This is a genomic window from Shewanella sp. SG41-3 (assembly GCF_014164545.1).
Lineage (GTDB): Bacteria > Pseudomonadota > Gammaproteobacteria > Enterobacterales > Shewanellaceae > Shewanella > Shewanella vesiculosa.
This window is the reverse complement of sequence record NZ_JACJFJ010000006.1, coordinates 78,182-99,359: the sequence shown is the minus strand read 5'-3', so window position 1 is coordinate 99,359 and position 21,178 is coordinate 78,182. Positions and strand designations below refer to the sequence as shown.

Genomic DNA, 21,178 nt, shown 5'->3' with positions numbered 1-21,178 from the left:
AGCCTTAAAGTTTGTTGGCTGTATAACGATATTTTAAAAAGTTTTGCGCATTACTTAACACTAAAAAAGCATCTTTAAGGTTGCGTCGCTCAAAATCAGACATACTTTCTGGTTCAATATTATTATCAGGCTCGATACCAGATTCGATATCTGACGACTGATGGCGCAAGCGAACCAGAGAGATAAGCTCCATGGCATGTTGTAAATCCTCACCTTTTGAGGTGGGCAGAATACCCGCTTCGATAATATCTTCTAAGCGTTCAAATGAGTTTTGTGATTGCGAACCGATGGCTAAGGCATGTACTCGAATTAAATCCGCCAATGGTGCAGTACCACGACGTTTTAAATTAATCGAGTTATTGTGGCGACCATCTTTTTCCATTACAAAATCTTTAAAAAATCCCAGCGGAGGTTTACGGTTAAGAGCATTGTGCGCCAAGCAGGCTAAGAAGCGGTTGTTTTTCTTTGCTTTTCTAAGAATAAATGCATTTAACTGCTCAGCCCATTTGATGCGGCCATAGACACCGGTAAGGTCAAAGAAAATTGAACAATTTAATAACGCTTGTGGATTAGGATTGTCTATCCAGTCACCGAAACATTCTTCCCACTGCGCACGTGTTTTGCGGTTCTCTGGGTTGCTGGCCATAATATCACCGGTGCAATAGCTGTAGCCGCAGGCGGCTAAACCATCACAGACAAAGTTTGCTAGCTGTTCAAAGTAGGCACCATGCAAGGCGACTTGATAACTATTGTCGAGAATAATGGCATTGTCTTGGTCGGTGACCATCAGCTGTTCATCACGGGCCATCGACCCCAGTGCTAAAAAGCAGTAGGGCACTGGTGGCGGGCCAAATTTTTCTTCCGCCAGTTCTAACAAACGCTGTTTAAAGTTACGGCCAATTTCTGACATTGCCCGACCAACCATGTGGGAGTTGGCATCTTCATTAACCATACGCACAAAACAATTTTTCAGCTGTGCAGAAAGAAACACTAAATCTTCGCTACTTTTTTGCTGAAAAATACTGCTGACAAATAACAAACTATTTTGTGATTCGTAACGGATAATATCCGCAACTTCGATCAGTCCAATGGGTTTTTTATTCTTTAAAATAGGCAGATGGTGAATGTTATTACGCAACATAAGCAGCATGGCTTCAAAGATATATGCGTTATGATCCAGTGAAAACAACTGAGTCGTCATGACTTGTGAGATAGGATTGTCAACATTGATGCCTGCAGCAATTACATTTGCACACAAATCGTGCTCAGTAATAATGCCAACGAAACTGCTGTCTTGTTGATTTTCTATCGTCGGATCATTAATTAATACTGCAGAAATATTCTCGTCGGCCATAATTTTGGCCACGGCTTGGATTGTCGTATTACAGGGAAGCACTAGAGCCTCTCGGGTCAGTAAGGTTTTCACCTTAGATGTGGTCAGCGCATTGTCACTGGTTTTACCTTTTACCGCCTGTTTTAAACGCGTGGTATCTTCAACCTCTACAAAATCGGCGAAATCGTCGTAATGTTCGCACAAATCAGTAAATACTGACTCTGGAATACAATATAGCAGGGTATCTTTTACCGCTTTGGCTGGGAAACGAACTTTATTATTAGTCAGTAAACCCATTTGGCCAAATAATTGCCCTTGATCGAGGCGATTATACAATTCACCTTTACGGCGATATAGCTCAACCACTCCGCTGCGGATCATATACAGTTCGGTAATGTTATCGGTGAAATTAACTATCATGCTATCGGTACGGTAATAAGAAATTTCAACGTTTTTGGCAACTTCAATGATGACTTGTTCAGGAAGCTGATCAAAGGGAGCGTACTGGGCAATGAAGCTTTGAATTTCGAGTAGTTCGGCTGACATAAATAGGCCTGCTAATATGTGATGACTGAGCTTCGTTGATAGTATTTAAATGCAAATCTATCAACGCGAAAATAGTGGCGTCTATCGTTGTTGATGAATATTGAGTCTGCTTAGTGGTGATGTTATTGCAGATAATAAGTAAACAATAGGTAAAGACAAACGATAGTCAATTTGGAAGTCTCATTCTATCACTGCTGTGCTTGTGTTGTAACAAAAGCTGCTACCTGCTGTTGAACAATACCGATATAGCTAACCGTACTGGGTTTGCTTGATTGTATTTTAAGCACCTTTGTGGTGATTGATACCTAGGTTGCTGCTTGTTGAGTTAACATGATGGGACAAAAAGATCACTAAAATATAAGTTCTCTAAAATATGAGAATACTAAAATATGAGATCACTAAAACATGAGATCACTAAAAACATAAGATGAATCACGCGACTCTTATACTTACTGTGCCCGGGTTAACAGGCACTGTGTTATTGAGAGAGATATTTATAATCGCTTAAAACGGTATTTTCAATTGAGATACGCCGTCAAAATAGACTCGTTCGCCTTTACTGTATACCGCCTCTATTGCCAATGTATGTGCATTAAGTAGATTAATATCGGCATCCAACCCAGCTGCGATACAGCCTTTAGTCTTAAGCTGCAAAATGCTCGCAGGGGACAGAGTTATCGACGTCAAAGCATCTTCAATTGACACGTCAAACTGTTTTACTGCGTCAACCATAGCTTGATGAAGACTGCAGACTTGACCCACTTGTAAATCGATTAATTTACCTAAGTGATCAAATACCGGCAAACTCGCATTACCATCGGAGCTCATGGTGATTTGGTGCACAGGTACTCCCTGTTTTAACGCTAAGGCTAATGCTTGTGCGGCCGGTATTTCGCCTTGCTCAATAATTTGCGCTGTTGTACTGGTAGTAAAGTCGATATAACCCCCTTTGGTGGTAAATTCAATCCCAGCTTCAAACAAGGCGCGACTGCGATTAATATGGGTTGGATAGTACTGGGTGATGGGAATATCAAATTGTGCAATAACATCATGAAGCAAATCTAGGCGACTGTTTTCATCGCCTAAATGCACACTTACAATTCCTGCTTTTCCCGCTAACATGCCGGCGACTCTTGCTTCAGATGTCAACCTTGCCATTTCATGAGCGGTTAATTGAGAACTTCTGTGATCAGCAATGGCCACCTCTCCAACACCAATAAACTTCTCAATAAGCATGATATCGTGTTTCATGGATTGAGTGACTGTCACCATAGGATAATGGTAAGAACCTGTATAACAGTAAACCGATATGCCTTGCTCTTCTAAGGCATAGGCTTTGGCGAGTAAGTTCTCTAAACTTCGGGTTTGTGCATCTGTTCCCAGCACTCCAATTACAGTCGTCACGCCGCCTTTTATGGCTTCATTAATATGCATCTCCGGGGTGCGAGTGGTATAACCACCTTCACCACCACCACCGGTAATATGCACGAGTGAATCAACAAAGCCTGGAGTTAAAATAAGTCCATCAGTTTGGATCACTTCAACAAATGAGCTGGCGATTAAGTTGATGTTGTCTTCAACGGCAATAATTTTATCACCAGCAATCAGCACATCTTTTTGACCAAGATATTGGGGTGCATAAACGTGAGCAGATTTAAATAATTTCATGAAATTCCTTAACTGAGATTAATGCTTACGGCAATCACGATGAATGAGATTGATATCACTGCCAGTAACAACATAAATCGCCATATAAATTTAGCCCACACAAACCAGTCTACTTTTGCAACACCTAGACAACCAATTAATGCAGCGGATGTGGGGATAATAATATTAGTGAGACCGTCACCGAGTTGAAAAGCTAATACTGCAATTTGCCTTGGTAAACCTAAAATATCTGATAACGGTGCCATAATGGGCATGGTTAACGCAGCTTGGCCTGACCCCGAAGCGATGAAGAAATTAAATACCGATTGAAATAAGTACATACAAACGGCGGAGATTGTTTTTGGCAAATCGCCTAAAAACAAGCCGGTATAGTAAAGCAGGGTGTTTAACACTGAGGGCGTATTGGCTTGATCGCCACCTAATATAATGACAATGCCTTTTGCCATCCCTACAATCATTGCTGCTGGCAATAATTCCATTGCGCCTTTTTTAAATGCATCAGCAACAGCATTGACCTTAAGTCGGCCGCTAAAAATAGCAATAATGCCAACTAAGCAACCAAGAGTAAAAAACTGGCTTGCCAGTTCAGGAATATAGTATCCACGGGCGATAACCCCCCAAATAACCCAAACAATACCGAGTGCAAAGGTGGTTAAGATAAGGATATCGGTTAGAGTGATATTTGCTTTTAAGGTATTTTCAGCGCTGGAGTCAGTGTCGCTATGGATTGTTAGATGACTATCAAGATGATCATCTAATAAGCCACTATTGTGCTTTACCTGTTTGGCATACCGCATCGTAAACACCACACCAACAAGTGTGAAGATACACCACATGACGACTCTAAACTGCAAGCCAGACATTAAAGGTAAATCAGCGATACCCTGTGCTATGGCAACACTAAATGGGTTCATCCACGAGGCGGCAAAACCAATTTGTGTCGCGACATAAGTGACTAACACGGTCACAATACCGTTGTAACCAATAGCCCGCATTAATGGCAGCAAAACGATACAAAATGCTATGGCTTCTTCACCCATACCAAAAATAGCGCCACCAGCAGAAAACAACACAAATAAAATAGGGATAAAGGCTAATTCAAACTTTTGCGTTTTAGCGATGAGCGCTAAAATACCATTGTCTATGGCCTGTGTTTGCATGATGATGCCAAAGGCTCCCCCGGTAATAATGATAAACATCATTACGCCAATAGACGATCCCCACTTATCTCCAGAAACCATGCCTTCAAAGGCAAAATTGAGAAATCCAATTTCGCCGTGTTCAGCAAATAAAGGCACACCTTGGTACTGGCTTGCAAATTGAAAACTCCCGGCAACTAATTCAGATTTGTTTGTGTGTGGATTGATCGTAACTTCAAAAAAACCGGCTGGTATAAAGTGAGTTGCGATTGCTGCAAACATCACAACAAAAAATAAAATGATAAATGCATCAGGCATTTCTCGAACAGTTTGTGGCTTCATATTGTTATACTTTTTCACCGAAAAGAGAGAAACGTTGGTCGTTTATGGACAACGACCAACGCAGGTTTACTTAGAATTTAAAAGTATATCGGACATTCCAACGACGGCCGAGCCAATCATGAATTGAACTGGCGTAACCGTTAGTCGGTGACGATGCATAGGGTGGTTGTTCATCGGTGAGATTACGAACCGAAAACAACAGTGCATGCTGTGGCGAGAAATCATATCCCAAGCTGGCACTAAAGGTTAACCAATCATCCACGGTTTCGTTATCAAATTTAAAGTCACCATCACCAAGTGAACTAATATAGTGGCTCGACACACTGGCATTCCAATCATCTAGCTGCCAATCAGCGCCAAAATCAAGTACGCTTTCTGGTCTGGCTATTTCAGATGCACCACTGAGTTTACCCAGTAAATCTTCAACAGGAGTTGTCGGAGACACTTGTCGTTCAAATGAGAAAGTTTCAGTACCCGTGAAATAGAATGAAAAATCACCCATATTGCTCGTTTTAAGACGATAGTTAATTTTATAATCTATGCCATCGGTACTTTGGTTACCAACGTTAAAGTAACCAGTGCGTAAAAAGCTAATGTCGCCTTGACCATCGACAACACAACCAAAATTATCACCTAAGTCACCGATATTGTTCACCACATTAGCTGGGTTTTTAATACACGAATCTAAGGTAGTATTGGCATCAATATCAACAATGTCATCGTGTTCATAGCGCCAATAATCAAGAGTGAATTGTAAATCATCTGTGGTATTCCAAGACAATCCTACATTCATCGCCTGTGATTTTTCAGCCTGCAGATTTTTATTGCCTATGGTTTCTTGATCAAATTCTAACTCGCCGTAATCAGCCCCCGCAACACCACAAAGTGCATTATATGGCTCGCCTGCACCACAATTAATATATTGGCTACCCAAAGATGTTCCCGCACCTAACTGCGATAGAGATGGTGCCCGAAAACCTGTACTCCATGACGCGCGCAAGACAAGGTCATCAAAAGGATTGTATCTCAGTGACACTTTAGGATTAATATCGCCGCCAAAATCACTGTAATGGTCATAACGCAAAGCCGCGATGACATCCAGAGAATCGAAAATCGGGAAGTTAAATTCACCGTATGCTGCATATTGTGTTCTGTCTGCTGCAGCATCACTGGCTCCAAGACCAATAATGTTGTTATTAACCGCATTGAGTGACGGTGTGTCTGAGATATCTTCTTTTCTAAATTCGCCACCAAAAACAGAGCTTATTACGCCCGCGGGTAATTCGAATAAATCGCCTGAAAAGTTAAAGTCGACAGATAATACCTCTGACTCACCTTTGCGCACGCCAGGATCCCTTAATGCAGCAATTTGTTGTTGTGTATTATCAAGCCCAAGATTAAACGGATTAAAACTGCCATTTGCGATTGCTGCATCGAGTAAGTCGCCATTCATATAACCAGAAGTATTGCTAATCTCGTTAATCGACTTTCCGTAACTCAACGCCGTTTCCCAGCTCCAATCGTCCCATTCTCCGCGAAGACCAGATAACACACGATAACTTTGAGTATCATATTGCTGAATTCGACGTTCAGGGAAGCGGGTTCTTACGGTAATAGAATCACTTACTGTGCCATCAAGTAAGTCCATATCGCGCAGATACTGTGGAACATTAGTAGAATTACCATCGATATAAGTAGTATAGCCAGCGGGGGCTTCATAAGATGATCCGGTATTTTTCTGATACATTGCTTCGGCAAACAATGTCATCCCATTATCTAATCGATAAAGGTGATTTAACGTGGTGCCTATATTCTCATAATCTGGTTGAATTGCTCGTCGGATAACATAGTCATAATTACATCGACTACCATCTTGTTGAGTATCGTCACCACACCATGATTCAGCATAATCATTACCATCTATCGACACTCGTGTACTTGATTCATAGGTAACATTAACCGCTCTGTCGCTATTAAATATGGCATTACGAGTAGCATAATCTACCACTACTGTGGTGTTGCTATTGGTTGTTTCAAAGCCTCCAGCATAGGTAAGGTTGGTGCGACTTGCATCGTGGCTTGATGTGTCGTCTCCATACTGAGCGCTAAATTCATGACCGACAAAATCTTTACGTAAGATAAAGTTAATCACCCCAGCTATAGCGTCAGATCCGTAAATGGATGATGCGCCATCTGTTAGCACATCAATACGTTCAATGGCAGACAGTGGAATGGCATTAACATTCACAAATGAATCAGAACCATTGGAGAACGAATCAACCGCAACACGGCGGCCATTAATTAATACTAGGGTAGAACTGGATCCAAGACCACGTAAGCTGACACCAGACGAGCCTGCTGGGGCACCATCTGCACCGGCAACGCCACCGGTTTCTGAAAAGGTCCCAGCGCTGGAGGCTTGTGGTAAATCTCGGAGAAATTCGCTGACCGATCCATAGCCTTTTTTAGTGATGTCATCGTGAGTAAAGCTTTGTAATGGATTAGCGCCTTCCATATCAACGCCTTTTAACCTTGATCCGGTAACACTGACCCGTTCTACTTTTTTGACCTCTGTTTGAGTGTCATTTAATTCATTGCTAACAGCACTTGCAACAGGTGATAACGCTACGCCAAATGCAGCGCATAATAATACTGAACTTCTCATGATAAGCTCCCGAGATATCTCTTATTGTATTTTTTTAGATGCAGACAAACTGCGCGTGAGTCAATACGCGTGGCATGTAAGAATATGCAGATGCACTACATCAATTAAGTTTTGAGAGGGGAGTAATGACAGCAAGACAAGACTCCACCGAACACTATTGTATTCAGTGGTTTATTCGTCCCACCATTCAGACAAATACCATGTGCGGTAATGGTATCTTTGGAAAATTGTTGCAATTAGAATCATGTTATAAACTATGAGCTATTGTTGTTGACCTGTTAAGAGGCTATCCGTAAGATAGGTACTGAGTCAATACATGGCAGAAACTTTTTTTGAGTACTACCATGAAAATTTCGATTAAACCTAATTTCAATGCCTTGTCTTGTCTATTATTTAGCTTGTTAATTTGTACTTTGTTGCTGTCGTTATACAGTTCAATGGCGCTGGCTAGTACTGCTGTCAATACCGATGCTACTCCGCCGGTTCAAACTTTCGATTTAATGATGGTTGGCGGTGGGTTGGTCACTTGCAGTTCTTTATCTAGACAAAACTGTGTGCCTGGCAGTCAATTTACTGCTGATGCAAAACAAACCTCTGTTTATCGATTAACGCATTCTGCACTCGAGCGAGCCTTTAAACATCCGAGTTTATCTGGGTTAACAGCACCTCAAAAAGCTATATTGCTCCATGCCAGTCAGCAGCAGGGTGTTGCGGGTTCTAGTTTGAGCTATCAAGCATTTTATGATGCCATCTCTGCTGTTGAAAAAGATTTTTTAACGGATTTAAACGATCAAGTTTATTATGCTTTATTGGATTTACTTGAAGATGAACAAGCCATTACCTCGGGAATCAATCGCCAAGAACATGTGATGCTGAGTGCGACCCAGAACCAATATGGCGCGCAGATATTCTCTTTGTTTACTCAGCAAGCATTGTTAAAAAAACAACAACGGCAGCCGCAAGCTAAGCGGCCATTAATCGCCGTAGTTACCGCATCTGCAAGAGATCCTTTTGAATCAATTGATTTCTATACTCAAGTTTTTGAGCAAGCCGGTGCGGATGTTATCTGGTTGCCTTTAGATAGCGCATTGCAAGCCGCTATAGCACAACAACAATGTGATCAGTTACCTGCATTGCGCGAAAAAATTCAAGGTAATGTCGATCGCGCGCGATTGTATCCGGTTGCTACCGCATTACAACAATCCATGTGTGTATCTCCTGATTCTCTTTACCAGCAACTGCTTAATATTGACGGCTTATTTCTTAATGGTGGTGATCAACGTTTAACATTATCAGCTTGGTTAACACCACAGAAAAAGCCAAGTAAAGCGCTTGATATTATTAAGAAAAGATTACAACAACATCAAATTGTGATTGGTGGCACGAGTGCAGGAACGGCAGTTATGACAGCTCAATATATGGTCACAGGCGGCACAAGTCATGGTGCATTAACCTATGGCGTGTTGGCTGCCGAGGCGCCAAGTGAGCGATGTGAGGAGAGTCATTGTCAGTCAGACATTCCGGCTACTGCGGTTACATATTCCACCGCGGGAGGATTAGGTTTTTTTCCATTTGGAGTCACTGATACCCATTTCTCACAGCGTGAGCGGCAAGTGAGGTTATTCATGCTAAGTGCCTTGTCTGAAAATAAATTAGGCTTTGGAGTTGATGAAAATACCGCTCTATTAGTTGATCTTCGCAATCACACAGTATCTGTTGTTGGCGAGCATGGTGTTTGGGTAGTGGAACAATCTCATGTAACTCAAACACCACTATCTTATTCAGGAGTCATGCATTACTTAACCGCGGGCGATAACGCAAAAGTAGATGTAGTCACGCAATCGTTAAACCATATTCAATTATTAAGCGCTGATAAGACGATCAATAAGCAAGCCGATGTTAAGCGAGAGTTTAATGCTTGGGTTGATAAAGCCTGTGTAGATGGCCAAAATGATATTGATCTTGGCCAAGCTAAATTGATTATTAAACCCCAATCACAACAAGAATGTGACCAAATTAAGCGTAATGGTCAACATTATCAAAATATAAATATACAGCTCAATTTAGTTAATCATTAATCTGTTTTTATGCCCTTTATTTAAGCCATATTTTGGACTTTATTGGGTTATGTTAGCGAGACTGATAACTAAATTTCTACATATAATCTATCAAGGTTTTTATCCCCTTGTAGGTTAGCTAACCTCATCTGTCGATGTGAATCCCTAGCAGTATTGTGTTGGGGATTTTTTTTAGACAAAATTATGATTTTATTGGCTGATATTTAAGTTAATCCATTTTTAATGCTGCTATCAAAGTGAAATTGCGACAATGAATCACGTTGTTTTAACTTACTGATAAATAAGCTTGCATCCCCATTGTCGCAGTAGAGACCTTACCAATTATTGGATCAAATCGATTCGTCATCACCGCATAAGACACTTGCTCTTGCAAACAAAAATAAGCACCGACTGCATTCAATTTTACAGCGTTATCTGCCTAGCGGTTAACCAGTCAACACTAAGCCAAAATGCTTAACACAATAGTGACAAATAACGCCCATGAAGAAAGTGATACCGGTGAGTAAATCAGTAGCAATGATCCTAAGTTAAAACGTTGTCAATCTGCTCGGAATTTTTACAATTAAATTCAATGATTTATGTCTACTTTTAAAAACGCTAACGTTGACAGGGCGATCGCTTAGGGACTACTGTATAAAATATACCACGAAAGTGTGTGGTAAATATTTAACAGCGCAGGATCTATTCATGTGCTTTTTATGTAGCGTTAGTGCAAAAAAGCCGAACGGCGTAAAAAAGCGTCATGGAAATTGGTATGGAAAAAATAGAGATAAAAAACCTTTATAAGGTTTTTGGTTCTGAGCCTCGCAAGGGGGTTAAATTACTTGAACAAGGGAAAAGCAAAGAAGAGATTTACGAACAAACAGGACTAACGGTTGCCGTACAAGGTGCCAGTTTTGTTGTCAATAAAGGTGAGATTTTTGTGGTTATGGGGCTATCCGGCTCAGGAAAATCAACCCTAGTAAGAATGTTAAACAGGCTTATTGAACCCACATCGGGAGAGGTGTTGGTTGATGGCCAAAATATCCTCAACATGAATAAGGATGAACTGGTCAAGTTTCGCAGAAGTAAAACCAGTATGGTGTTTCAGTCCTTCGCGCTTATGCCCCATCAAACAGTGTTAGAGAACGCCGCGTTTGGCCTCGAACTCGATGGCATGGATAAAAAACAGCGTGAAGAACGAGCCCTAGATGCTTTAAAACAAGTCGGACTCGAAGGCTTGGAGAAGGCCTATCCCAATGAGTTAAGTGGCGGTATGCAGCAGCGAGTAGGATTAGCGCGAGGCTTAGCGGTAGATCCTGATATCTTGCTCATGGATGAGGCATTTTCGGCGCTTGATCCGCTTATCAAGACAGAGATGCAAGATGAACTGCTGAAACTGCAAGATCGTCATGAACGCACCATCATTTTTATCTCCCATGATTTAGACGAAGCATTACGTATTGGCGACCGAATTGCCATTATGCAGGGCGGCCGAGTGATTCAGGTGGGGACGCCAGAAGAAATTCTGCAAAATCCCGCAGATGATTATGTGCGCGCGTTTTTCCGAGGTGTGGATCCAACTGGTGTTATCTCCGCTGGGGACATTGCCCGCGACAGTCAACCAACCGTTGTTTGGCATACTAAAGCAGGTAGCCCACGCGCCACCCTAGAAATGTTGAGTATTAAAGATCGCGAGTTTGCCTATGTACTTGACTCAGAGCACCGCTTTTTAGGTGTGGTCTCTTCAGACTCCTTGCGCGACGCTGTTGACCAAGGAAATGGTGCCAGCAAACTTGAGCATGCTTTTCTAACCGATGCTAAATCAGTTCAAGAAACAGATAGTCTTCAGGATATCTTATCCCTGGTCGCCTCTCATTCTTGGCCTATTCCAGTTGTAAACTCAGAAAGTAGATATCGCGGCGTTGTTTCTAAAAATCTGTTTCTTCGTACCTTAAACCGTGCAGAGAAGGGGACTTATTTTGAGCAGTCAACATCTTAGAATATTAGCTTCAGGAGTTTTAAATCATGTTCAGTTTTGATGAAAGAGTGATTCCTTTAGATGTTTGGATCACCAATTTAGTTAACTGGTTGGTTGAAGGCTATCGATGGTTTTTTCAACTGATCAAATGGCCCGTCGACTTTATTTTATCTGGTGTGTCAGATGGTTTACTGGCAACTTCACCTCTGCTTGTTATTGCCCTGTTTGGTGTCATTGCTTGGCGAGTGTCTGGTCTAAAGCTGGCAGCCTTTACGCTGTTATCATTGGTGCTCATCGGTCTACTCGGTTTCTGGTCAGAAACCATGATAACCCTCGCCATGGTCTTTTCATCCGTGGTGTTCTGCACCCTTGTTGGTGTGCCATTTGGGATATGGGCTGGACGCAGTGATCGTGTTAACAACATTCTACGACCCATTTTGGACGCGATGCAAACGACGCCAGCCTTTGTCTATTTGGTCCCCATTGTGATGCTTTTTTCTATTGGCAACACAGCGGGCGTTCTGGCGACCATCATTTTTGCCCTGCCACCCTTGGTGAGATTAACCAGTCTCGGTATTAGGCAGGTACACCCAGAGTTAGTCGAGGCTGCGCTCGCCTTTGGGGCAACAAGCTCGCAGGTTTTACTTAAAGTTCAGATACCACTTGCTTTACCGACCATCATGGCGGGCCTGAATCAGACCATCATGATGTCGCTCTCCATGGTGGTAATCGCCGCAATGATTGGCGCTGGTGGCCTTGGGGCACCTGTCGTTCTGGGCTTAAATACACTTGATATTGGTTTGGCCACGGTGGGCGGTCTAGCGATTGTTTTATTAGCAATCATTCTCGATAGGATCACCCAATCAATGGCAACCAAAAAAAATAAGGACGTAAAATGATACTTAAAAAAGTAATACTGGGTGCAGCGTTAGCTGCAATGACAGTGACGGGATCAGCAGCGCTTGCAGATACTCTCAAGCCAGGAGAAGGGATAACCGTTAAACCCGCTCGGGCGACATGGGACACAGGTTTTTTTCAGGAAGCACTTGTTCGACGCGGTCTTGAAACGCTTGGGTATGATGTCGAAAAGCCTAAAACGCTGGTTAACCCTATTTTTTACAAAACCGTCACACTCGGTGATATTGATTACTGGACCAATGGTTGGTTTCCAATGCATAACGATCAGCTACCGAGCAATTTCGACGAGAAAGCCGAAAAGGTGGGTTATGTTATTAAAGCCGGTGGATTAGGCGGATATTTAGTCTCTAAAAAAGAAGCCGATAAATATAATATTACCTCTCTTGCAGATTTTAAACGCCCTGAAGTGAAGAAAGCATTCGATACTAATGGAGACGGTAAAGCGGATTTGACTGCATGTCCTCCTGGTTGGGGATGCGAGAAAATCATCACCCATCATATGGATGTTTACGGTCTAAAAGATTCGATTAATCCGGTGAAAGCAGCTTATGCAGCTGGGATGGCATCCGCTATGGCGGGTTATAAAAATGGTGGTCCGATATTTTTCTATACTTGGGCGCCTAACTGGACCATTTTTAAAATGAAGCCAGGTAAGGACGTAGTGTGGATAAACGTGCCTGAAATTAATCCGACTAAAGCTCAAAGTTCAGCTGTTGAACGAATGACAGTAAAGGGGCTTGAAGGCGCGGTTTCTGATCCGGTAAAACTGGGGTTTGTTGCTTCTGATATTCAGATTGTTGCCAACAAAAAATTCACTAAACAAAATCCTGCTGCAAGGAAGTTCTTTGAGGTATTTACACTGCCATTGGCTGACATCAATGAGCAGAATACTCGTATGAACGATGGCGAAAAGAGCAAGAAAGATATTCAACATCATGTAGATGGGTGGATTACTAACAACCAAGAAAAATGGAACGGTTGGCTTACTGAAGCACGAAATGCGGCTAAATAGTCTCAAGCTTTAATATATAAGTAACCCGGCGTACACCTATTGTACTTCCGGGTTGTTTTTTATACTTATGATTAAACCGTTAAACCGTTAAACCGTTAAACCGTTAAACCGATAGAACTTGCAAGATAGCCCGAGGAATATAGTTAAGTAGGTCACTGGCTAACATGCCATATTGACTTAAGTCCTCTGCAGCAATATCACCTGCTAAACCGTGTAAATAGACACCTAAACATGCGGCATCTATAGGGCTGACACCTTGAGCACAAAAACCAGCTATCATTCCGGTTAACACATCGCCGGTTCCGGCTTTGGCAAGCGCGCTGTTTCCTGTTGGGTTGATAAATACCTGCTCGCCATCACTAATCACAGTATGTTTGCCTTTAAGTACAACGACTGCGTTTAATTGCTTAGCGGCCATATTGGTATAGTGCACCCGTTTGGCTTGGATTTCGCTAACATCAAGATTCAATAATCGTGATAACTCTTTGGGGTGTGGCGTGATAATGCTGTGTTTTGGTAGGGTTATCGATGTGGTTGCGATATTACCTGGGTGAAGTAAGCGACTGATAAAATTCAGTGCGTCAGCATCGAATATGACCGGATTAGGATTAGCTTGTAACTGAGTTAAGAGCGCGTAAAAAAACTCACTATTACCATTAGGGACAGATAAGTCATCTGAATCGCTATTGTGATGCTTATTGTTACCCAGAGAGCTGTTGTCAAGATAATTACGGCTACGACTAAAGTTAACGCTGAGTTGGTCAGTACTTTGGCCAATACTTAATCCACTGCCTATTGAAATCACACTGGCTTGGTTAAGTTTATCGTCAAGTTGTAACACGGCCATTTTATCAATTGCTTGTAGATCAATTGTCTGCCAACGAGCGGTCTGTATTTGTGTTGCTAATAAGTCAGTATTTGGGGCGTTATTATCATATTTTGCTGTCATCTGAGTCAGCAGCGGTAAGGTAACAACATTTGGCGTTAATGCACTCACACTGTCACATACCGATGGGCTGCTGGCTAAGGTGACGTAACCCGCGCCAACCCGCAATGCCGATATACTCGACAGGTAAGCCGCACCGCGATAATGAATCGAACCTGCAATATTCAATACATGGCCAAAAGTCATTTTATGGCTGTTATCTGGCCGAGGCGGTAATAGAGCGTTGATATGGTCATGGGTGAGATTTTGCATAGTGGCCAGCGATTATGATCAATGTTTATATCATAACTTATCACAGCAACCACTAAGATTGATGCCTGCAACAAAAAATGACAATACTGAAGGTATTGTCATTTTATTTATGGTGATACTAAAACTGGATTTAATCGTGATGATATTTTTTAAGCAATGACATGCATATATATCTTTAACATAGTGGCTAAGTTTTTCGGTTAATTTCTTTGTTGGGATTAGCCTTCTTGCGCCAGGTATTCAATAATTTGTTCCATGTTCAGATTAAAATCATCAGCACGCACACACTTTACAATTAAGTCATCAGTGACGGTTGCCAAATCAATTTTTTTATCAGATGCAAAATGATCCGGTTTTAGATGATAAAAGGGTTTCACAAGAGGACGTATTGGATCTTGAGGATTATGGCCTTCAACGATAGCCAGCCTATTTGATTCAAGTTGTACCACAGAGCCAACAGGATAAACTCCCATACAGCGAATAAATTGGTCGACTAAATCTTTATCTAATTCATTGTTGTCTGCTAACGCACGTAAAATACTAAAGGCTTTTACCTGAGCATAGCCTTGTTTGTAGCAACGATGAGAAGTGAGCGCATCGAAAATATCACAAATGCTGATCATACGGCCATAAAGGGTAATTTTATCAGCCGTTACGCCGAACGGGTAACCCAAACCATTGAGTTTTTCATGGTGTAGGCTCGCCACTTCTAAGCTCAGCGCACTGATCCCAGGAGTATTTTTCATGATCTCAATAGAGTAACTGGCGTGAGTTTTCATAATATGAAACTCTTCTTCAGTCAGTCTATCTGGTTTGTTGAGAATGCGATCGGGGATCATGATTTTACCAACATCATGTAAAAAAGCCCCGATGGCCAGTTGATTAACAATCTCTTTGTCGATTTTCTTGTATACGGCAAACATCGTCATGAGTACTGACACGGACACTGAATGCTCAAGTAAATATTCATCTTTATTACGAATATTAATCACACATGATAAGGCATTGGGATTATTAAAAATTAAATCTGTTGATTCGGTGGTAATTTTTTCTACCGGATCCATGTCTAACGGAAGACCGTGCTGCGCATTATGAAACAGCTTTTTTTGAATGTCTTTTGACTCATTGAATACTTGGCGCGCTCGTACTATTTCTTGATTAAAGAAATTTGCTGTCACATCGGTGCGGGCAGGCGTGACTTTTCGAGGCGCTTGAGGCTTAGGCACATTGACCTTAAGATCAACTTTTTCGACAATAACTTCACTTTTACTGGTATCAATGAGCAGCTTAGTAACCGACTTTTGTTTTAATGCTTCGATAACACGCTTGCTTTTAATCACACCGGGCTTAGTTAATGAAAACATGTCTTTAGGTTCAGTGATTTCAACTACATACATTCCAACATTAACGTCAGTAATGTTATGTTCAATCAGCATATATCGGTTCCTTGGGTATTTATTTGCATCAAAGATAAATCAGTTACTCGGTATTTATTCATACAGCATTGCATAAGATAGTTCATTTAACATTGTAATATAAGCAAAAATGCTAAGAACATCAGCCTGTAGCACAATCTTTAGCATGATATTGTCAAATATGTTTGGGCAGTTAATCAATAATGTGACAGGAGTACTATTTGGATATTATGCCTAATTAGCCGTGAGATCCAATGGCTTTGAACAATCATTATTTAATCGTGTTATTTTAGCCAGATTTATAGAGTTTATACCGTTAATACAACCCTTTAAATAAAGGTGTGAATATTGGCTAATGGTACATTAGTCTGAGTTAACACACTGGTAATGTTCAACAATAGAGATTCTGGTCATTGAGAAAATAACGCTATGCTAAGAGTTAACAATCCTAGCTAAATATCATAAATGATTTGAGTCGCGTGAAACCTGTACGTTAACCCTTGGGCATACATCCATATATCGCATATTTTCGCTTATGCTTTAGCATATACATCAGCCGATATTGCTCATTTTATTAATGTTATGGCGTTAGTAATTGCCGTAATGAGTGCCTTAGCTGTTTAAATACTGGTTCGCTGCTATAGCGATGATGTTGAATGACATCGACATTTGCTTGCCAACCAATTTCTTTGAATTCAGAGGGCAACAGCACTAATTGGCCATTATCTACATAGCTGTTGGCAATATGATTAGGCAGCAAGCACCAACCATGTCCCTGTAATGCCAGTTCAAGTAAAATATAATAATTGTCGGCATACCAAACATCTGGACTAATGGCTAACTGAAAGCTACTGGATTTGGTATTGCGTGAGCGCATTAATAATTGGCGGTGCAGCTTTAAGCTGGCTAAGTTATCACATACTTGTTGTGCTAGCGCATGGCTACTGGCGACATACATATCAAACTTAATTGAGCCAATGGATTCAAAATCAATTTGCGTTGGAATAACCAGTTCACTGAAAATAATTCCAGTGACGGCTCGGTCAGTGTCAATCATATCGATAATATCAATGCTTGAAGCGGTTAAAAATTCTAAGGTGACATTTGGGAAATTTGCTTCTAACTCATTAATAATATTTGACAGTTTTTGCAGTGGAATGCCTTCATCTAAGCCAATGGTTAACTCTGAAAGTGTTTGCTGTTCTAAGGTTTGGGCGCAATAGCGTAAGCGTTGATGCTGCGCTAATAAGACTTGGGCATGTGGCAACAGCTTTTTACCGGCCGAGGTTAACTGCGGATATCGTCCTCTACGATCAAATAAGCTAGCGTTGCAGTCTATTTCGAGGTTTATCACATGCTGGCTGACCACCGACTGCGCTTTATGTAAGGATCTTGCAGCAGAAGAGAAAGACCCAGTTTCTACTGTCGCCACAAAGGCCTCAAGTTGCTCAATACTATACATATCGCTTTTCCCGATGTTATCCAGCTATTATGTATCCCTATTCTGGATGACAATAGTTGAAAGGTCACGATATATTGAGTCTATTATGCAAGGTAAAGAAAGAGTGTTTCAGGCGATAACGTTTGAGCTGCTGGCAATGGCGCTCATTGTGCCGACAAGCGCGTTAATGATGAAGCAAGAGGCCAGCGATATGTTGGTTGTGAGTATTGGTTTGTCGTTATTTGCTATGTTATGGAATTACATTTATAACGTGTGGTTTGATAAAATAGTTGGTCCAAATAGGATTGAAAGAACGTTACTGATCAGGATTGTGCATGCATTGTGTTTTGAAGGCGGCATGTTGTTGGTCACTATTCCATTAGTATCATGGTATCTGTCATTAAGCCTTATCGATACCCTGATATTAGAAGCTGGAGTGTTGATTTTTATTTTAATTTATACCGCGGTCTTTAATTGGCTTTACGATATATATCAACCGTATCAAAAATGGTTTGCTAATTTTGCCCAATAATTTGGTTTATTAAATTGGCTCAATAATCGTTAACTTATATTACTTGTATAAACTAATGATTACCTGTGTGGTCTATTAACGCCTAAGCGGAGTTTGTTTATATTACTGTCATGATTATTGTCATGATCACAGTGCCATCTTAGCCCGTCAATAATTATAAGCTGGATGTGAATGTGAAACATGACTGCCTAGGTTGCACATCTTATTTACGCAAACCCTTTTGCTGGGGTTATGGCTGGTCGTATCCTAGAGATTACGGCTCGTTAACTGTCGATGAGCTTAAGCAAGTTGAGCAACTGTCACAACCCTTATTAGTATCACCATTCTAGTTCAACTCAAGAGGGGGCAATATATGGGGCTACCTAGCCAAAATGATACATTTGCATTTTGAGCTTACACGCGAACACTATTTGTGTTTTCTTGAGAAAAAGTGAGCGATTGTTTTCTTCGTAACCACTCAGATGTCTCTGGTTTTTAATATCACTTATCGGCTAGTGTTAACATTTCAGACCGATTAACTCACGCTTTGCAGCTTATTACTTTCAGCTGGTTATTTCAGTTTTTTAATTGATGCTATGTCTTTTATAAACCCATCATCATCAACTAAGTCCGCTTAAATTCATCCACGGTCATGAGTGATGTTGTACCATCCATCACGCTATATTAGGCTTAAACGATATCGTTAACATGACTACTTGCACCACAATATAATTTAAGAGTACAATTGTGCGCTGAAATTGAGCTAACACTTGTGCGCTAAAATGAATCTATTGACCCGACTTAACCAAGTCACCGCAAAAACCTTATTCCATACTGACTCTCTTGGCAGTTATTTCGAACCTATTATGCAGCGCATAAAGCCCGCTTGGCGCACCCATTGGTTTCGCGCCCAAGTGTTGGGGCATCAATTACTTCGTGCCGATGTTGTGCAACTAGACTTGTCTGCAGATAAAGCCTGGCCGCAAGCCATAGCAGGCCAGCACGTGTTATTGACCGTAGAAATTAATGGCCGTTTAATGACCCGACCTTTTTCAATCTCGTCTGCACCCGACCAGTCCCATAGCCAATACCCTAAAAAGCGCGTGATTCGTTTAACCATTAAGACCCATGTTGACGGTGCTTTTACGGCAAAATTATTGGCGAATATAACCGCGGGTACTTATGTCAATTTAAGTGCGCCACAAGGTGAGTTTGCAGTAAGTGACCGTGTCCAACCATCAACACCATTATGGTTTGTGGCGGCTGGCAGTGGCATTACGCCATTTATGGCGATGCTAAACCAACTGGCGTTGCTACCACAACAACCACAAAATCCCATTAATTTGGTTTATTTTGCCAAGCCGGGTGAGCATTTGTATGTTGACGAACTCATGGCGTTACAGCAGCAGTTAAACCAATTAAAAGTGCAATTGCTTATTCGTAAAAATGGCGACAATTTAGCGGATGCTCTGAGTGACTGCACCGTGCAAAGCCAAGTGTTGGTATGTGGCCCAGGCCAGTTTAAGCAGGATGTTGATCGCCAATTAGATGCCATTAATCACCCGTTAAAGCAGCGGCAAGCGGAGTATTTTCAAGCTCCGGTTATGTCGCAAACACACAGCGGCGAGCAGCATATTCAGTTAACCCAGCGTGGTAAACAAACCCAGCTAACATTAGCAACTAACAACTCTTTACTCAATGGCTTAGAGCAACAGGGGATCAGTGCTAATTTTGGTTGCCGTATTGGTGTGTGCCATCAATGCCAGTGTATTAAAAAATCTGGTGTGGTGAGGAATATGCGTACCGGTGAGATATCACAGCAAGGTGAGCAATTAATTCAATTATGTATTTCTCAGGCGGTGACGCCACTTGAGTTGGAACTGTAAAGTGATGAATAAGAATATTAATTTTGATCTGTTAGCTAACGAGTTAGATGAGTTGAAACGTCAAACGTTAACCGAAGTTGGCACAGCCGATGCGGCCTATATTCGTAACGTCATTGTGTGGCAACGAGCTTTAGAGTGGGGCGGGCGTGTGTTATTGATGTTGGGGGTTATTCATCCACTCTGTTGGATTTTGGGTGTGTTGAGCTTAGCCAGTGCCAAAATTCTCGACAATATGGAAATCGGTCATAATGTGTTGCATGGACAATACGATTGGATGAACGATCCTCATATTAACTCGCGTCAGTTTGATTGGGACATAGCCTGTGATGGTAAAAGTTGGCAACGGATCCACAATTATGAGCATCACACTTATACCAATGTGATTGGTAAAGACCGAGATTTTGGCTATGGTTTGTTGCGTTTGTCGAATGACTTTTCCTGGCGGGTTAAAAACCTGTGGCAATTTCTCACTTACCTAAATTTAAGCATGCTATTTCAGTGGGGTGTTTCTTATCATGAACTCGCTGCAGAACGTGTTTTTATGGGCAAAAAGAAACAAGACCGTCCATCAAAAATTGATCCAAGCGAACTGAAACGACGTTTTTTTAGTAAAGGCGGTAAACAATTATTCAAAGATTATCTGCTATTTCCCTTGCTCGCGGGGCCGCTATTTTTGTGGGTGCTATGTGGTAACTTAATCGCCAATTTAATTCGTAATTTATGGACATCGACTATCATATTTTGTGGTCATTTTACCTCAGATGTTCATACCTTTAGCCAAGCTGAGTGTGAAAATGAAACTCAAGGTCAGTGGTATTATCGCCAGGCATTAGGTTCGTCGAATATTCTCGGCGGCAAATTATTTCATATATTCACTGGTCATTTGAGCTTTCAAATTGAACATCATTTGTTTCCCGATCTGCCATCGTCACGCTATCAGCAAGTGGCGCCAAAAGTGCAAGCTATCTTTGCCCGTCACGGTATTGCTTATCATACGGGACCTTTTTTACGTCAATATAGTCAAGTGGTTAAACGAATACTGCGTTATTCGCTACCTTAAGTTATC

Annotated in this window: 14 protein-coding genes; 7 read left to right on the top strand and 7 right to left on the bottom strand. The window is 41.5% G+C overall.

Features of this window, described 5'->3' with window-relative positions:
* Positions 1-4: 4 nt before the first annotated feature.
* The 4 genes from H5164_RS13135 to H5164_RS13120 form a co-directional block, all read right to left on the bottom strand.
* Positions 5-1,879, bottom strand: a complete 1,875-nt coding sequence (locus H5164_RS13135) for a putative nucleotidyltransferase substrate binding domain-containing protein (RefSeq protein ID WP_182756564.1) — start codon at positions 1,877-1,879, stop codon at positions 5-7.
* Positions 1,880-2,383: 504 nt separating this feature from the next.
* Complete coding sequence (iadA, locus tag H5164_RS13130; RefSeq protein ID WP_182756562.1) at positions 2,384-3,547, bottom strand: beta-aspartyl-peptidase; 1,164 nt, start codon at positions 3,545-3,547, stop codon at positions 2,384-2,386.
* 8 nt (positions 3,548-3,555) lie between these two features.
* Positions 3,556-5,028: a putative basic amino acid antiporter YfcC gene (gene yfcC, locus H5164_RS13125; protein ID WP_182756560.1), complete on the bottom strand. Its 1,473-nt coding sequence runs from the start codon at positions 5,026-5,028 to the stop codon at positions 3,556-3,558.
* Positions 5,029-5,098: 70 nt separating this feature from the next.
* Complete coding sequence (locus H5164_RS13120; RefSeq protein ID WP_182756558.1) at positions 5,099-7,693, bottom strand: TonB-dependent receptor; 2,595 nt, start codon at positions 7,691-7,693, stop codon at positions 5,099-5,101.
* A gap of 344 nt (positions 7,694-8,037) precedes the next feature.
* Here H5164_RS13120 and H5164_RS13115 point away from each other — a divergent pair, with 344 nt between their 5' ends.
* From H5164_RS13115 to proX, 4 genes are all read left to right on the top strand, one after another.
* On the top strand, positions 8,038-9,771 hold the full coding sequence (locus tag H5164_RS13115) for a cyanophycinase (RefSeq protein ID WP_182756556.1): 1,734 nt from the start codon (positions 8,038-8,040) through the stop codon (positions 9,769-9,771).
* Positions 9,772-10,525: 754 nt separating this feature from the next.
* Positions 10,526-11,752, top strand: coding sequence for a glycine betaine/L-proline ABC transporter ATP-binding protein ProV (gene proV, locus H5164_RS13110; protein WP_182756554.1), 1,227 nt, complete (start codon positions 10,526-10,528; stop codon positions 11,750-11,752).
* A 26-nt stretch (positions 11,753-11,778) separates the two neighbouring features.
* On the top strand, positions 11,779-12,630 hold the full coding sequence (locus H5164_RS13105) for a proline/glycine betaine ABC transporter permease (protein ID WP_182756552.1): 852 nt from the start codon (positions 11,779-11,781) through the stop codon (positions 12,628-12,630).
* Entirely contained in the window at positions 12,627-13,661 is a 1,035-nt protein-coding gene (gene proX / locus H5164_RS13100) for a glycine betaine/L-proline ABC transporter substrate-binding protein ProX (protein ID WP_182756550.1), read from the top strand. Before H5164_RS13105 ends, proX begins: the two co-directional genes overlap by 4 nt.
* Before the next feature lie 103 nt (positions 13,662-13,764).
* On the opposite strand, the gene H5164_RS13095 is transcribed toward proX, so the two are convergent.
* The 3 genes from H5164_RS13095 to H5164_RS13085 all read right to left on the bottom strand — a co-directional run bounded on the left by H5164_RS13095 (position 13,765) and on the right by H5164_RS13085 (position 17,736).
* Entirely contained in the window at positions 13,765-14,859 is a 1,095-nt protein-coding gene (locus H5164_RS13095) for an NAD(P)H-hydrate dehydratase (RefSeq protein ID WP_182756548.1), read from the bottom strand.
* Between the two features lie 218 nt (positions 14,860-15,077).
* Positions 15,078-16,295 carry an HD-GYP domain-containing protein gene (locus H5164_RS13090; RefSeq protein ID WP_182756546.1) on the bottom strand — a complete coding sequence of 406 codons (1,218 nt, stop codon included), beginning with the start codon at positions 16,293-16,295 and terminating at the stop codon, positions 15,078-15,080.
* A 559-nt stretch (positions 16,296-16,854) separates the two neighbouring features.
* Entirely contained in the window at positions 16,855-17,736 is an 882-nt protein-coding gene (locus H5164_RS13085; protein WP_182697210.1) for a LysR family transcriptional regulator, read from the bottom strand.
* 85 nt (positions 17,737-17,821) lie between these two features.
* On the opposite strand from H5164_RS13085, the gene H5164_RS13080 reads away from it, so the two are divergent.
* From H5164_RS13080 to H5164_RS13070, 3 genes are all read left to right on the top strand, one after another.
* Positions 17,822-18,247, top strand: coding sequence for a PACE efflux transporter (locus H5164_RS13080; RefSeq protein WP_124015984.1), 426 nt, complete (start codon positions 17,822-17,824; stop codon positions 18,245-18,247).
* Between the two features lie 761 nt (positions 18,248-19,008).
* Entirely contained in the window at positions 19,009-20,112 is a 1,104-nt protein-coding gene (locus H5164_RS13075; protein ID WP_182756544.1) for a flavin reductase family protein, read from the top strand.
* Positions 20,113-20,116: 4 nt separating this feature from the next.
* Positions 20,117-21,172, top strand: coding sequence for an acyl-CoA desaturase (locus H5164_RS13070; RefSeq protein ID WP_182722819.1), 1,056 nt, complete (start codon positions 20,117-20,119; stop codon positions 21,170-21,172).
* Positions 21,173-21,178: the final 6 nt, after the last annotated feature.